Source organism: Bacillus sp. EE-W1 (genome assembly GCF_009760835.1).
Taxonomy (GTDB): domain Bacteria; phylum Bacillota; class Bacilli; order Bacillales; family Bacillaceae_G; genus Bacillus_A; species Bacillus_A wiedmannii.
Genome location: NZ_WIPE01000064.1, coordinates 267982 through 283699, shown reverse-complemented (window position 1 = coordinate 283699; position 15718 = coordinate 267982). Strand labels below are relative to the sequence as shown.

12 protein-coding genes and 3 pseudogenes are annotated in these 15718 nt (G+C 35.3%); 10 read left to right on the top strand and 5 right to left on the bottom strand.

Going from position 1 to position 15718, the window contains the following annotated elements; all coding sequences use genetic code 11:
- Window positions 1–225: 225 nt before the first annotated feature.
- From GFJ36_RS16220 to GFJ36_RS16210, 3 genes are all read left to right on the top strand, one after another.
- Window positions 226–1383: a serine hydrolase domain-containing protein gene (locus tag GFJ36_RS16220; protein ID WP_157349679.1), complete on the top strand. Its 1158-nt coding sequence runs from the start codon at window positions 226–228 to the stop codon at window positions 1381–1383.
- Window positions 1384–2261: 878 nt separating this feature from the next.
- Window positions 2262–3527, top strand: coding sequence for a Y-family DNA polymerase (locus GFJ36_RS16215; protein WP_097890332.1), 1266 nt, complete (start codon window positions 2262–2264; stop codon window positions 3525–3527).
- The gene (locus GFJ36_RS16210) at window positions 3524–3865 is read left to right on the top strand and encodes a YolD-like family protein (protein WP_060487292.1); all 342 of its coding nucleotides are present in this window, start codon (window positions 3524–3526) and stop codon (window positions 3863–3865) included. The genes GFJ36_RS16215 and GFJ36_RS16210 overlap by 4 nt, the downstream gene beginning before the upstream one ends.
- 65 nt (window positions 3866–3930) lie before the next feature.
- On the opposite strand, the gene GFJ36_RS16205 is transcribed toward GFJ36_RS16210, so the two are convergent.
- Both GFJ36_RS16205 and GFJ36_RS16200 read right to left on the bottom strand, forming a co-directional pair.
- Window positions 3931–4785, bottom strand: a complete 855-nt coding sequence (locus GFJ36_RS16205) for a manganese catalase family protein (protein ID WP_060487291.1) — start codon at window positions 4783–4785, stop codon at window positions 3931–3933.
- Window positions 4786–4993: 208 nt separating this feature from the next.
- Window positions 4994–6127 (bottom strand): zinc-dependent alcohol dehydrogenase, encoded by a 1134-nt coding sequence (locus GFJ36_RS16200; protein ID WP_097890330.1) that lies wholly within the window; start codon window positions 6125–6127, stop codon window positions 4994–4996.
- A gap of 246 nt (window positions 6128–6373) precedes the next feature.
- Between GFJ36_RS16200 and sasP the strand changes: the two genes are divergently transcribed.
- Together sasP and GFJ36_RS16190 are read left to right on the top strand one after the other, a co-directional pair.
- Window positions 6374–6586 carry a small acid-soluble spore protein, SasP family gene (sasP, locus tag GFJ36_RS16195; RefSeq protein WP_046959866.1) on the top strand — a complete coding sequence of 71 codons (213 nt, stop codon included), beginning with the start codon at window positions 6374–6376 and terminating at the stop codon, window positions 6584–6586.
- 294 nt (window positions 6587–6880) lie between these two features.
- On the top strand, window positions 6881–7396 hold the full coding sequence (locus GFJ36_RS16190; protein WP_087984668.1) for a DUF3231 family protein: 516 nt from the start codon (window positions 6881–6883) through the stop codon (window positions 7394–7396).
- 35 nt (window positions 7397–7431) lie between these two features.
- Here GFJ36_RS16190 and GFJ36_RS16185 read toward each other — a convergent pair.
- Together GFJ36_RS16185 and GFJ36_RS16180 are read right to left on the bottom strand one after the other, a co-directional pair.
- Window positions 7432–7904 (bottom strand): annotated as a pseudogene (locus tag GFJ36_RS16185) (YndM family protein).
- Between the two features lie 292 nt (window positions 7905–8196).
- Window positions 8197–9054 carry an MBL fold metallo-hydrolase gene (locus GFJ36_RS16180; protein WP_097890328.1) on the bottom strand — a complete coding sequence of 286 codons (858 nt, stop codon included), beginning with the start codon at window positions 9052–9054 and terminating at the stop codon, window positions 8197–8199.
- Window positions 9055–9257: 203 nt separating this feature from the next.
- On the opposite strand from GFJ36_RS16180, the pseudogene GFJ36_RS30245 reads away from it, so the two are divergent.
- Both GFJ36_RS30245 and ppsA read left to right on the top strand, forming a co-directional pair.
- Window positions 9258–9392: pseudogene (locus tag GFJ36_RS30245) on the top strand (YolD-like family protein); the annotation flags it as partial.
- Between the two features lie 120 nt (window positions 9393–9512).
- Window positions 9513–12119 (top strand): phosphoenolpyruvate synthase, encoded by a 2607-nt coding sequence (ppsA, locus tag GFJ36_RS16175; protein ID WP_157349678.1) that lies wholly within the window; start codon window positions 9513–9515, stop codon window positions 12117–12119.
- A 55-nt stretch (window positions 12120–12174) separates the two neighbouring features.
- On the opposite strand, the gene GFJ36_RS16170 is transcribed toward ppsA, so the two are convergent.
- Window positions 12175–12792 (bottom strand): TetR/AcrR family transcriptional regulator, encoded by a 618-nt coding sequence (locus tag GFJ36_RS16170; protein ID WP_141542739.1) that lies wholly within the window; start codon window positions 12790–12792, stop codon window positions 12175–12177.
- A gap of 169 nt (window positions 12793–12961) precedes the next feature.
- Here GFJ36_RS16170 and GFJ36_RS16165 point away from each other — a divergent pair.
- The 3 genes and pseudogenes from GFJ36_RS16165 to GFJ36_RS29675 all read left to right on the top strand — a co-directional run.
- Window positions 12962–14145, top strand: a pseudogene (locus GFJ36_RS16165) (YhgE/Pip domain-containing protein).
- Between the two features lie 411 nt (window positions 14146–14556).
- Window positions 14557–15255, top strand: coding sequence for a response regulator transcription factor (locus GFJ36_RS16160; RefSeq protein ID WP_087984543.1), 699 nt, complete (start codon window positions 14557–14559; stop codon window positions 15253–15255).
- Window positions 15248–15718: HAMP domain-containing protein (locus tag GFJ36_RS29675; protein WP_242015999.1), on the top strand; the 471-nt coding region annotated here is incomplete at its 3' end. The genes GFJ36_RS16160 and GFJ36_RS29675, both read left to right, overlap by 8 nt.

The following is a 15718-nucleotide window of genomic DNA, read 5'->3' as shown; positions in this document are numbered from 1 at the left end:
GATTTTCATTGTGTAGGATACAAATATAAGGAGGCGTGAAGGGGGGATAAGTACGGCCTACATATAAAACAATCAGTAACAAGAGTGTTTTGTGAAAATAATGAGTACAATGATTGCAAATGCATTGTTGCTTTTTCATCATTGGGAGAATGGAGAGCTGTGTGGTTCGTATATGACACAGCTATCAACTATCTATACAATTTTAATAGAAGAGAGGAATGCTTTATGAAAACACGCAGTAAAATTACATGTGCAAGTCTAGCACTTTTAATAGCTGGAAGTTCTCTGTTATACATACCACCAGCCTCAATTGTAAAAGCAGAACCCACGCAAAATGTATCTAGTTCGTTACAAACAAGTGCTCAAAGCGATTGTACTTCCGTTAAGAAAGCAATGCGGGATACACTGCAACTTGGATACCCGGGAATACTCGCTCAAATTTCTAAGGGGGGTAAAACTTGGAGTTATACTGCTGGGGTAGCGGATCTGAGAACTAAGAAACCAATGAAAGCAGATTTTCGCTTTCGTATTGGCAGTGTGACGAAAACGTTCATTGCAACAGTTCTACTTCAATTATCTGGAGAGAACCGTTTAAATTTAGACGACCCTATTGAAAAATGGTTGCCTGGTGTCATTCAAGGAAACGGATATGATGGTAACCAGATTACGATCCGGCAACTATTGAATCATACAAGTGGTATTGCTGACTATATAAATTCAAAAGATTTTGATATTACGGATATAAAAAAATCGTATACGGCTGAAGAATTTGTAAAGATGGGGATTTCTCTTCCACCAGACTTTGCTCCAGGGAAGGGGTGGTCTTATTCAAACACAGGATACGTAATACTGGGGATCCTTATTGAAAAAGTAACAGGAAACAGCTATGCAGAAGAGGTAGAAAATCGGATTATTGAACCGCTTGATTTGTCAAATACATTCCTACCTGGCAATTCAAGCGTGATTCCAGGCACCAAGCATGCCCGTGGCTATTTCCAACTAGACGGAGCAAGTGAGCTAAAAGACGTTACTTATATTAACCCAGGTAGCTCGGATGGAGATATGATTTCTACTGCTGACGACTTAAACAAATTCTTCTCTTACTTACTCAGTGGCAAATTACTGAAGGAACAGCAACTAAAACAAATGCTTACTACAGTTCCTACAGAAAGAGAGGGAACTAGATATGGCCTTGGAATCCTTGAAATTAAGCTTCCGAACGGTGTTTCGGTATGGGGACACAGGGGTGCCGTTCCAGGGTTTTCCACTTTTGCTGGTGGAACACTAGGAGGCAAACGTACATTTGCTATCAATTCGAATAGTTTAAACATTAATAATCCGGAATTTTTTAAAAACATTTTACTTGCTGAATTTAGCAAGTAGGCAAAAAGGAAAAACGGATAAATTTTGTCATTTGTAATTTCAATCGGAATAGATTACCGATTGAAATGAGTATAGAGGGGATTAAGTATCTAGAAACAATCAAACCAATCATGAGAGATGGCTAAGTAAAAGGATTGTTTTATACATTGGCCGATTAAAAGAGCAACAGATATAATGAGTGATTATTATGTATATACTATTGTATTTGTATGGATATTGTCACTAATTGTAAATTTGTATAAGGTGCGACGTCTAATTTAAGACTTCGCACTTTTGCCGTTTAACAGCTTTTATTATGAAGCTATTAAAAATAGAAAAAAGGAGAATGTAACTAGTTATGCGGATGAATCTTGGTACATGCGCTATGTAGGAGGTTTTGCTGAAAAAATATACAAGAAAAAATCAAAATTAGAAGAATATATGTATGAGAGACAAGGAAGCTGAAGTAAATTAAAAATCTTTGCTTTTTTTGTTTTGGAAATAGTATTTTATCATCTTCACACATATAAGAAACAAAGGAATTTATATAAATTATGTTTTGATAATACAGATTTAATTGGTTTGTTTTAGTAGTTTTTATGCTCATGAGTTACTTAAAATTCTAGCTTTTCTCTCCATGATTGATAGTGTATAGATAAAAAGCTTATTTTTTATATACACATGTTACCAAGAATACATTTAGGGAAATTTTTTATAGCTAAATACAGTGTAATGCCAAATGGTGAAAATAATATTGGCATTTGAATATTGAGGGGAATTCCTTGGGTGTTTTTTAAAGAACGGTTATTTTAACCAAAATTTTCATGGAAATACCTTTTAAAAGAACGTGAGTTCGTATATAATAAGAACAAGCGTTCTTTTTGTTAGGAGTGATAACCTTGTATGAGTATTCTCTTTTACCGAATCGTATTATTTTATGTGTAGATCTTCGTAGCTTTTATGCAAGCGTATCCTGCATTAAAAAAGGACTTGATCCACGATATACAAAATTGGCTGTCGTAGGAGATGTAAATCGTAGTGGATCAATCGTATTAGCGGCAACACCGCCATTAAAAGCGTTAGGAATTAAGAAAATGGCACGGTTGTACGAAATACCGAAGCGGCCAGATATTATTATTGTGAATCCGATTATGCATACATATATGAAGTGTTCAACTTACATAACCGGTTTAGCTTTACAGTATGTTGCGCCGGAAGATTTCCATCAATATAGTATCGATGAATTTTTTATGGACATGACCGCAAGTATTCATTTGTTTGCGAGTAATCCGTGCGAGTTCGCATTAAAGTTTAAGCGAGAAATATATGAACGTACACGGATTGAAAGTACGATTGGTATTGGACCCAATTTATTATTGAGTAAAGTAGCACTGGATGTGGAAGCGAAAAAGAATAACGATGGAATAGCGCAGTGGACGTATGACGATATACCCGAGAAGTTATGGAGTATTAGACCACTCAGTAAATTTTGGGGTATATCGTATAAAACGGAAATGAAATTAAATCGAAAAGGTATACATACGATTGGGGAATTAGCGCAGTACCCGTTGAAGTATTTAAAACAATCGTTTGGTTTAATAGGGGAAGAATTACACTTGCATAGTAACGGGATTGATTTCAGCAGAATAGCAGAGAAATATGTTCCAGCGACAACATCTATAGCGAAAAGCCAAATATTATTTCGTGATTATTCAATAGAAGAGTTCACCGTTATTTTATTAGAGCATGCAGAAGAAGTTTGTTACAGATTGAGAAGCGAAAAGAAATACGCGCAAACGATTCATTTTTCAGTCGGATATAGTAGGGAATACGGGGGAGGAATAAAAAAAGCACATACGTTAAATAGAGCAACAAATCTAACGATGGACATTTACAACGTTTGTACATATTTTTTATACGAGCGGCATACAGGAGAGCCGATTCGATCGATAAGTCTTTCTTTAACAAATTTAATACATGAAGGAGAAGAGCAAATTTCGCTTTTCGATAACATTATTCAAAGAGAAAAAGAAATGAGATTAACGAAAGTTATGGACGAAATTCGAACACGATTTGGTAAGAACAGTATATTACGTGGAATTTCCTACACAAGCGTCGCAACAGCAAGATACAGAAACACATTATCAGGAGGGCACAAATCGTGAAGAATGCTAATATGCCAAAAGGAAGAGGCATGGTAAAATGGCAACCGTTTGCTAGTATGCCAGAGCAGTTCATCTGTATTAAAGACATGATACAGGAGCAAACAAAAATCCCGCGTCCAATTTTAACGCAAGATGCAAAAGAAAGGATTGAAAATAAGCTGTTAATTTCATATTTAGGTGAAGAAGAGGTTTTACTTACATATTATAAAGATGGCTATCTATATAAAAATTACATAACAGTAGCTGATATAAATCCATTAAATAAGACGATTACTTGTACCGATGCTTTTCATAATCAAAGAATGTTTAAGTTTGGTGATGTAATGGAAGTGGAGTAAAGTGTGACTGGAATCCATAGAAAGGTTTATGGCCAACCATGAATAAATAGTTGGCCATAATGATCTTAAAGATCCATATCTTTTAATCCGGGACTATGCTCATTTGGCATTTCAGGAAGTTCTGGTACAGGAAAACCTTTTGGTGGGTCAGTTACTGTTAATGTTCCTTTGTTTCTACTTGGAGATTCACCTTGGAATATTTCTCCCATTCTTGTTGGATCTAAGCTGAAATTAAATTGTGCATTATGGAATCCCATGTCTACATACTTTCTACACTCTGGATATTTATTGATATCATAGTTCGGCACAGGGAAGAGTTTTCCCCATTCAACCCCTAATGTCTCTAAAGCTTTTGCAAAAGCATTTTGATGTGCATTATCACGTACAATTAAAAATGCAAGAGTTTCTCTAAATGTTTGATTAGAACTCATTTCATAAATTCTAGTTTTTTGAAGTACACCTGTAGATTCAAGTACTACATTATCTAGTAAATCGCTAATTAAGTTTCCATGACTATATACCCAAGATCCATTCCAAGGATTGCCAGCTGCATCAACAGGCAATGAACTTTGAGCACCTACAATAAAATGGTGAGGGTTTGCATGTTTAACCGCTTCATCAAGCGGTGCTTTGTCAATACCAGCATTTCCTGGCGTAGGCTCACCAGATCCAGTTAATAGCTGATTAATTGTATGTTGTACAAGTTCTACATGGCTTATTTCCTCTAAAAAAACACCTCGAAGTAAATCACGATATTGCTTCTCTTTACCTCTAAAATTTGAGCTTTGGAAGAAATATTGCATCATTGTACGCATTTCACCATAATGCCCACCTAATATTTCTTGTAAAACTTTTGCAGCAGCTGGGTCTGGTTTATCTGGCTTAATCATATTAATTATTTCCTCTTTATAATAAAACATGAAGGACACCTCTTTTTAAGTTGGTTAACATTTTTATCGTGTCCGCTAATTGGTTACTTAATACTTTAATTCATTTTTTTACCGATAAATCGTTACCGTAAAATGCAAAGTCTTTTTGAAATAACTATTTTCGATATGAGATGAGAGTGGGGGAATAGCTACTTAGCATGTAATCTTATCTTTTCATGAAGAATAATAAATTGTATCTTCAAGGTTTTAAAATGACTTTTATACAATCATCTTCACGATTATTGAAAATTTGATAACCGTAGCTCGCTTCTTCAAGGGGGATTTTGTGTGTAATAATCTCTTTTGGATCGAATTCTTTGTTTATTATTTTTTCAAACAGTTCCGGCATAAAATGAATAACAGGTGCTTGTCCCATTTTAAGATTAATATTTCTAACCCAAAATGCCCCGAGTGGAAAAGCATTATAATTGCCGCCATAAACACCCGTCATTTGAACTGTTCCGTATTTTCTTACGGCTTTCGTAGCAATTTGAATAGGCCCGAGAGTTCCACCTTGTAATTTCAATTTTTGTTCCAGGAATTCTAGTGGCGATTTCTTGCCATCCATGCCCACGCAATCAATGACTACATCGGCACCGCCATGTGTGATTTCCTTTAAATGTTCTCCCATATCAGGAAATTTTGTAAACTCAAATACCTCAACATTGTTAATCTTTTTTGCATAATGTATCCGATAATCTAAGTAATCGACTGCGATTACGCGCTTAGCTCCTTGCATCCAAGCGAATTTTTGTGTCATTAATCCAATAGGGCCACAACCTAGGACGATAACAGTATCACCTGGCTTAACACCTGCGTTTATTACACTCCAATAGGCTGTTGGCAAAACATCGGATAAAAACAGTAGAGATTCATCTTCAAGCTCGCATGATTCTGGTATAACAAATGGAGTGAAATTTCCAAAAGGAACTTTTAAATATTCTGCTTGTCCGCCTGGATGGTTACCAAATTTCTCTGTATAACCAAAGTATCCACCAGAATCATAATGAGGATTGGAGTTATCACATTGGCTTTCCATTTCATGTTGGCAATAAAAACAATGTCCACAAGCAACGTTAAAGGGGATAACAACACGATCGCCTTTTTTTACTTTCGTAACATCTGGACCAACTTCTTCAACAATTCCCATTGGCTCATGGCCAATAATGTACCCTTCAGGTAACGGCATGTTACCTTGATATAAATGTAAATCAGAACCGCAGATAGCGGTTGAAGTAATTTTTACAATAATATCATCTTTTTTCTCTAACTTTGCATCATCAACTTGTTTAACTTGTACTTGGTTTGGTCCTTGATAGGTTACAGCTTTCATCACATATCTCCTTAGGAATCATTTTTCATAATTTATATGTATCTCTTGGCAAAACAGAAATCTTTAGTAAAGAGAAATCTATACATAGTTTTGTTATGAAAGTACGTTATAGCAACTCTTCTTTCTTATATCTTTTTCCCTATTTTAAGAAGAAACTCAATATTTATTCATAATCTAATTCCCACAAAAAGGATAATTATTATTTCATAATTTGTAGCATATTAAAAAAATCGGAGGTGAAACGATATGACGAACAATAATAGTGGAAGTCGTAATGAATTGTTAGTTCGAGGTGCTGAACAGGCTCTTGATCAAATGAAATATGAAATTGCACAAGAGTTTGGTGTACAACTTGGTGCAGATACAACAGCTCGTTCAAACGGATCTGTTGGTGGTGAAATTACAAAACGTTTAGTAGCAATGGCTGAACAACAACTTGGTGGTAGAGCTAACCGCTAAGTAAATTGAAATACAATGTAGCAGATATGTAAATCAATTTCTTTTGTATATGTATAAAAATAAAAACCCTTATAGTAAATGGATCCTCACTCAAAGATTATTGATAATCTTCTTTCATAATCTTTGAGTATTTTATTTGTAAACTACTTTCCTAAACAATAAACACGCGGTGTTGGAAAGGTGTTTTCCATGCATAGTAGAAAATCTTTTGCAGGAAAAAGCATACTTGAAAATTTGATTTCAATATTGAAATCAATATTTATTATGATATTTTCGAAAGCGAGGAATTTAAAAATGGGTATATTAAGTGGAAATCCTCAAAATGAACCGTTACATTACGGAGAAGTATTTGATATTTGGAGTTATCTTCTCGCTGCACAAGGTGCAATTGCAAGCCATCAAGTATTTATGAATCACACAGGTGACGAAGATTTGAAGAAGTTTTTAGAAAGCTTAATTGAAAATGATATAAACTCGGAAATAGAAGAGTTAAAAACTCTTTTAAAGGTTAATGGCGTAGCTTTACCTCCTGCTCCTCCAGAACGACCAGTTGCATCTATCGAAGATATTCCTCCAGGAGCGCGTATTAATGATGCTGAAATAGCAGCAGCTGTTGCTACAGGATTAGCAGCTGGACTTGTGACATGTAGTCAAGTGATGGGAAAATGTCTTCGAGAAGATGTAGGGATGCTATTCGGACAATTTCATATGAAAAAAGCGCAAGCAGGTGTAACTTTGCTGCGTCTAAGTAAGAAAAAAGGGTGGGTAGTTCCACCTCCGTTACATGTAAGAAATTCAGATCAAGCTTAATAAACAAAAATAAAAAAGTGGCGTTGGCCACTTTTTTATTTTTTAGATGTATCCTTAACTTTGGATTTATTTATTGTGGAAGGATCTATATATTCATCTGACATTTCCATAGCATATTTATCATGATGAATATGAGTGTGATTTCTTAATTCATCGTCGTTACGCAGTACTAACCTCTTCATATAAATGTGGAAGAAAACCTCTATTCCGCCAATAATTAATGTGGTTATAAATGAAGAAAGTCCAATATTACGAGTAGCATCTAAATTCGTAAATAAGGATGTTAAAAGCCAAATTCCGAAGAAGGTTAAGCCGAAATCTGCCATTGTAGCAATCATATTTCCGTATTTAGGTAAAATGAAGAGATCGCCGATTAAATAGCTCCTGTTAGGAAAAGAGAAATGAGTAATACTCTAGGAATCGAAATGCCTTGAAAGATACCGAGTACCATTAGTAATACTGCAGTTATCGCTGTGTATTTAATTAATAAAGCAACAATATGTTTCATCATTTTCCTCCATTGTTTAAACGTATATGGAATAAAATATTTCATAAAAAACGGGTTATGCTATATAGCGTAACCCGTTTAATCACCCTTTAATGGTAAGAAGTACAACCTGGGTAAGAAGCAGGCTTATACTACGTATAGTATTTGCGGAGTATCAAGTTTTATTCACAAGGTGTAGTTCCATTCTTATAATAGAGATGTTGCCTAAGTACAGTGTTTTTATATTAAACTTAATAATTTTTTCTGTTTTGATTTTGTTTCTTAAATATAAGAAGAAAAAGTATTTTTATGTTTAATGTATCTTTTTGTCTACATATTGTCCATAATTGGGTACAGCGATTTTATCAAATTCTTGAACGAGTGTTTTGAGGCTTGTTGTTAGCAATTCACCGGACATTGGTATCCCATGTCCAGTAATAGCAACCAGAGGCTTTACTTCTTCTAATTTAATGACTGATTCTTTAGCGGCTTTCCAGTCTGTTGTTAAATAACGAGGGGGGCCGCTTATTTCCTGTTCCTGAGTAAATACTTTATATAGATATTCCTGTTTCACTGTAACAAAAGCATCCCCAGCAATTAAAGTTCGGTCTTTTTCTCGGAATAATGAAATATGCCCAGGAGTATGCCCTGGTGTATGAATCCATCTAAACTCTGGCATATGGGGAACAGTTCCATCGGTAGGTAGTACTTTTACGCTATTTCCTAAATCAATCGGTTCATTAGGAAACAGGGGAGACATTTTGGCTACCATACCACCTTCAACTGTTGGATCTGGTTCAGGATAGCTTTGTTGTCCAGTCAAGAACGGTATCTCCAGTTGATGGGCATAGACTGGAACATCCCAATACTTAATGAGTTCAATTATTCCTCCAACATGATCAAAATGCCCATGAGTTAAAATAATTGCTTTTGGGCGGCTATTTGTACCAAATCGCTTCTCAGTAACGGAGATAATTTCATTTGCACATTTAGGCATTCCAGCATCAACTAAAACAAAATCATTGGTATGCGGATTTCCAACAAAACATATGTTGACGATTTGAATCGTGTAACAAAATAAATCAGGCAATACTTCAAGGCCATGACCACTTTCAATTGAAGTTGCTGGAATAAACTTGTAATCACTTCCATAATTCATTTCCTTGTTCACCTTTTATCCCCCTTAATATGTTTCAATACGACATTATAGTTCCCTAATTTCTCGAATCCATTTTGGGACATTTGAAAAAAGAATTAGTGGGGGATTACAAAAAAATTAAGTCCTAGAATTAAGGTGGAGACATATGAATTTATATAATAGTTTCTACAATTTTTTTTGAGGAGGGTGATGAGTTAATAAAATATTCATCTTAATATTTTAATGTGTATTTATATAAAAAATACATAACAGCAGCTGATATAAATCCATTAAATAAGACGCTTACTTGTACCGATGCTTTTCATAATCAAAGGATGTTTAAGTTTGGTGATGTAGTTGAAGTGAATTAGAGGGGAGAATATCTCTTCCTAACTTAATTATATCATGTAAATCAAGTTCGAAATAGACTGTTTATTCGTATTTACTACTGCTACAATCAAGAACACATGCATAGTAAGGAGAGATGGTAAATGAGTTCTTTCGTTCTCGATTTTCAGGAAATAGAAAACACGCAGCTTGCACTCGTTGGTGGAAAAGGATTGAATTTAGGGGAGTTATCAAGCGCTCAAGGGATACAAGTGCCAGAAGGATTTTGTGTTACAACGGTAGGATATGAAAAGGCCATCGAGCAAAATGAGGAGCTTCAAACTTTGTTGCAGCAACTAACAAAGTTGAAAAAGGAAGAGCGAGCCCAAATTGGTGAAATGAGTAAGAAGATTAGAGAAGTCATTATGGCAGTAAAAATCCCTTCTGAAGTAGTGGAAGCGGTAGCTCATTATCTCTCACGTTTTGGAAATGAACATGCGTATGCCGTGCGTTCTAGTGCTACGGCTGAAGATTTACCGTATGCCTCATTTGCTGGTCAACAAGATACGTATTTAAATATTATCGGTAAAGAAGCGATTTTGCAGCATGTAAGAAAGTGCTGGGCTTCTTTATTTACAGAGCGAGCAGTTATGTACCGCATGCAAAATGATTTTGAACATAATCAAGTTTCTATATGTGTTGTCGTTCAAAAAATGGTTTTCCCTGAGGCTTCGGGAATTTTATTTACTGCTGATCCGGTTACTTCTAACCGAAAGGTAGTATCAATTGATGCCAGTTTTGGACTTGGTGAGGCATTAGTATCAGGACTGGTCTCTGCCGATAATTATAAAGTAAAAGAAGACGAAATTACCGGCAAGATGATAGCAACTAAAAAATTAGCCATTTATGCTTTAAAAGAGGGCGGAACGGAGACGAAACAGATTGATCCGGCTCAGCAAAAAATTCAAACATTGTCTGAACAACAAATTTTACAACTAGCACAGATTGGAAGACAGATTGAAGCTTATTTTGGTTGTCCGCAAGATATTGAATGGTGTTTAGTGGATGATACATTTTATATTGTCCAAAGTCGCCCAATCACGACTTTATATCCAATACCAGAAGTAAATGATGGGGAAAATCATGTGTATGTATCGGTTGGTCACCAGCAAATGATGACCGATCCCTTGAAGCCATTAGGAATGTCTTTATTCCAGTTAACATCTTTTGGACAGAGGTTTCAAGCTGGAGGAAGGTTGTTTGTTGATGTTGCACAAAGATTGGCTTCGCCTACTAGTAGAGAACTTTTATTAAATATGATAGGGAATTCGGAACCGCTTATTAAAGATGCATTAACGACTGTAGTCGAGCGAGATGATTTTATTACATTGTTACGAGATGATGAAAAAGAAAAGAGTGTGGGTAAAAGTGGACCACCTGCAAGTTCGCAACCACAAGTCGAAAACAATCCAGCAATCGTTACGGATTTAATAAAGAGGAATCAAGCATCAATCGAAGAGTTAAAACGAAACATGCAAACGAAATCAGGGGTGGATGTACTTGATTTTATTTTGGAAGATATTCAGCAATTAAAGAAAATATTATTTCATCCGCAAAGTATGGCTGTCATTATGGCAGGTATGGATGCTTCAACATGGATCAATGAAAAAATGGAACAATGGCTAGGCGAAAAGAATGCAGCAGACACACTTTCTCAATCGGTACAAAATAATATTACGTCTGAAATGGGGCTAGCATTACTCGATGTTGCGGATGTGATTCGGCCATATCCAGAAGTTATTGCGTATTTACAACATGTAGAAAATGATAACTTTTTAGATGAATTAGTTCAATTTAAAGGCGGAGAAAAAACTCGAGATGCCATTCTAACTTTTCTAAATAAATACGGAATGAGATGCAGCGGAGAAATCGACATTACGAAAACGCGCTGGAGTGAAAAGCCAACAATCATTATCCCAATAATTTTAAATAATATAAGAGACTTTGAAGCTGGCGCTAGTAAACGGAAGTTTGAAGAAGGGTTGCAAGAAGCTTTGAAAAAAGAAAAAGAGTTAGTAGATCGATTGCAATACTTGCCGGATGGTACACAAAAAGTAGAAGAGACGAAGCAAATGATTCGTAACACCCGTAATTGTATCGGTTATCGTGAATATCCAAAGTATGGCATGATTAATCGTTATTTCATATATAAACAGGCATTATTAAAAGAAGCCGAGCAACTTGTACAGAGCGGTGTCATTCATGAAATCGATGATGTATACTATCTAACCTTTGAAGAACTGCACGAAGTTGTTCGCACGAATAAACTAGATTACGCGCTTATTCATAAACAAAAAAATGAGTACAAATTATATGAAAAACTAACGCCTCCCCGCGTTATGACGTCTGATGGAGAAATCATTACAGGTAAATATAAACGAGAAAACCTCCCAGCTGACGCGATTGTAGGTTTGCCTGTTTCTTCAGGAGTGATTGAGGGAAGAGCTCGCGTTATTTTAAACATGGAAGATGCGAATTTAGAAGAGGGGGATATATTAGTTACTGCTTTTACTGACCCGGGCTGGACACCGTTATTTGTGTCTATAAAAGGGTTAGTCACCGAAGTTGGCGGACTTATGACTCACGGGGCAGTGATTGCACGTGAATATGGATTACCAGCAGTTGTCGGGGTAGAGAATGCTACGAAACGAATAAAAGATGGGCAACGAATTCGGGTACATGGGACTGAAGGGTATATTGAAGTGTTGTAATGAAATAAAAGATCATCCGCTATTATAGTGGATGATCTTTTATTATATAGCTGACTTATTTTTTTAAGCCAGCTGCATAAAAAGGCCCATGAACTGCGATTGTTGATAAAATGCGAGCAATTTCCTCAGGTGTTTCTTTTTGCCCGGTAGTTAACCATTGCTGAATAACACCTATATGAGCAGATGCCATATAAGAAGCTAAGTATTGGCTTGGGACAAGTAAATTCTCCTTATTAATGAGAGCGCCATTCGTATCTTCAAATATTGTTTTCCACATAAAGTCTTTCAGTTTTGTTTGGAAAGATAAATCTCCTTTTGGACTTAATACAGCTTTCATAAAATCACTATTTTCATTTAGAAATTCAAGAATAGAAGTGATAAGTATAAACGGCATTGTTGGGGAAGGATTTGACCCAAAATCAGCAATCACTTCAGGTAATCTCTGTTTGGCAATGCTAGAAAATTTATACATAATTTCTTCTTGGCATTTCGTCATTAAATCAAATTTATCTTGATAATGCGCATAGAAAGTACCGCGATTAATGTTTGCTTTCGTTGTAATATCTTTCACTGTAATGGCGTCAAAACCTTTTTCTTCTATTAATTCGACCAATGCGTTTCGTATGGCAGTTTTCGTACGAATAACACGTAAATCTAAATTACTATCGCGCAAAGCATGTTCCTCCTTAATTTTTCTCAACACTTTTCAAGAATGTGTCTTATAACCGACACATTCACGATTTTTGATTATTGTATAAGGTTCAACTCGAACATATAATTCAAATATAAATAAACAACACGTTGTTGGTTATTATAAATCAAATGTAAGGAGGAGAAAAGAAATGTTTAAAAATAAACTTTTATATGTATCACCGGTTATTGCACTACTTGTTGTTTTTATTTTTTTATTAACTTTATTTCCAACCGTTCAACCTCAGCCGAAAAACTTGCCAATCGCAATTGTAAATGAGGATCAAGGAGTAGAAATTCCGAATCAACCGAAGATGAATATGGGGCAAACGATTGTTGATAATATGAAAAAGACAACAAAATCAGAGGAAGAACCTGCGGTGAAGTGGGTAGAAGTGAAAAATAAAGAAGCAGTTCAAAAAGGCTTAAATAATCAAGAATATTACGCAGCATTAGTTATTCCGAAAGACTTTAGCACAAAACAAGCATCATTACGAACACCACAGCCATCTTCGTCAGAGGTAGAAATATTCATAAATCAAGGAATGAATACAGCAGCTTCAACTATGGCGGGGCAAATGTTAAATGTGATCGTTGATAATATGAACAATACTGTTCGTACACAATTATTAGAAGGATTGAAAGCAAAAGGAGCTATATTAACAGCGGACCAAGTTTCAAATGTAATAACACCTATTGCAAAGAAAGTGACAAATGTGAATGAAATCGGCAAAAATAGTGCGAACGGTAACTCGCCAATGTCTTTATTCCAGCCGTTATGGATTGCAAGTTTAGCGAGCGCAGCAATTATCTTTATTGCGATAAGTAAAATGCCAGTAGGTACAAGAAAAGAAAACTTCGTATTAAAACTAAAACAAATAATAACAGGGGCTGTCGCGGCACTTGTTATTGGATTTGGCCTCACATGGATCGCGGATGGTATGTTAGGTTTAAATATTTCGAATTTCACGGATACGGCACTGTTTTTATCAATTACGTCCTTTAGCTTCTTTTTAATGATATCCGCAGTACTTTCACTAGTTGGACTAAAAGGAATTGGTGTATTCGCACTCTTACTTTTCTTTGGGGCACCGTTATTATCGTTAGCACCTGAAATGTTGTCGCCATTTTATCAAGACTGGGTGTACGCATGGTTGCCAATGCGATTTATGATTGAAGGACTTAGAGAAATATTCTTCTTTGGAAAAGGGTTAAGCTGGAGTACACCCCTTACTGTGCTCGTTTGGATTGGCGTAGTAAGTATGGTTATTATTTTAGCGACTCTGCTTTCAAACGTAGTGTAGTAAAGGGACAAAAAACTGAAGTGAATGCATAAAAATAAGTAAAGGAAAAACCGTTTCACTAGTAGTGGAACGGTTTTTATGTTGAAATACAAGTAAGGGTATAAAATATATCGATATAATGAAAGGGAGTTAGTTGTTTTTTAAGCTAACTGTTCATTATCTAGGCTTGGGATGAAGAAATCCTACTGAAAAATTTGTTGTACTATATAATTATTATTCCTAATATACTTTGTTTTGTTAGTTTTTCTACATTTTCTACCATAAAACGTGAAATCGTAGAGGGTGTTGCAAAGTTAACAAAACATAAACATGCAAAAATAAATGCATAAAGAAATATAGTACTCAAGATTATCTTTAAAAAGTAAGGATTTCATAATAAAGCTCTTTTAAGAGGGGATAAATTAAAATTGAACGTATGAAAAAGGAATGAGAGGAAGAGTAAAATGAAGCAGATTTCAATATTAATAGCGGATGATGAGGTGGAAATTGCTGAATTAATTGGGATACATTTAGAAAAAGAAGGTTATCATGTTGTGAAAGCTACTGATGGAGAAGAAGTAGTTCTTATCATTCAATCGCAACCAATTGATTTAGTTATTTTAGATATTATGATGCCGAAAATGGATGGTTATGAAGTAGCAAGACAAATTCGGATGAAACATAATATGCCAATCATTTTCCTAAGCGCGAAAACATCTGATTTTGATAAGGTGACAGGTCTTGTACTAGGTGCGGATGATTATATGACAAAGCCTTTTGCACCAATTGAATTAGTTGCACGTGTAAATGCACAATTACGTCGATTTCTTACGTTAAATCAACCGAAAGTAGAGGAGAATAAATCCGTTTTAGAAATAAGCGGAGTGGCTATTAATCTTGATCAACGAAAGGTAACTGTATATGGCGAACAAATTGAATTAACTCCAAAAGAGTTTGATATTTTATATTTATTAGTGAGTCATCCGAAGAAAGTGTACAGTGTGGAACACATTTTTCAACAAGTGTGGGCGGATGATTATTTCGATGGTGGAAGTACAGTTGCGGTACATATTCGTACTTTACGAAAAAAAATTGGGGAGGATACAAGAAAGGATAAGTTAATAAAAACGGTATGGGGGGTAGGTTATACGTTCAATGGCTAACATGATGAGAAGTTTTCGTTTTAAAATGATTGCTTTGTTTGCGCTAAGCATGGTGTTAGCAGCTGGCGGAACATATATAATTTATAAAGCATTACAGTTTTATTATAGAACGATGGTACGTTACGAAGATTATTTAGCTCAATTTAGACCAATTGTAGATATTAAATTCTTTTTAATGTGTTTTATCCCACTATCTGTTGTATTCTTTTTCTTTTTAACAAAACCATACTTAAAATATTTTAATGAAATTTCTAACGGTATTCACCATCTTTCTAACGGTGATTTTACAAAGAAAGTTCATATTACTTCAAATGATGAATTTGGCGAGATTGCGCGTGAAATGAATATAGCGAGTGAAAAATTAAAAGAGGCTGTTGAGAGAGGTGATTTTGCAGAAAGTAGTAAAGATCAGCTCGTCGTTAACTTAGCTCATGATTTAAGAACGCCTTTAACATCTGTTTTA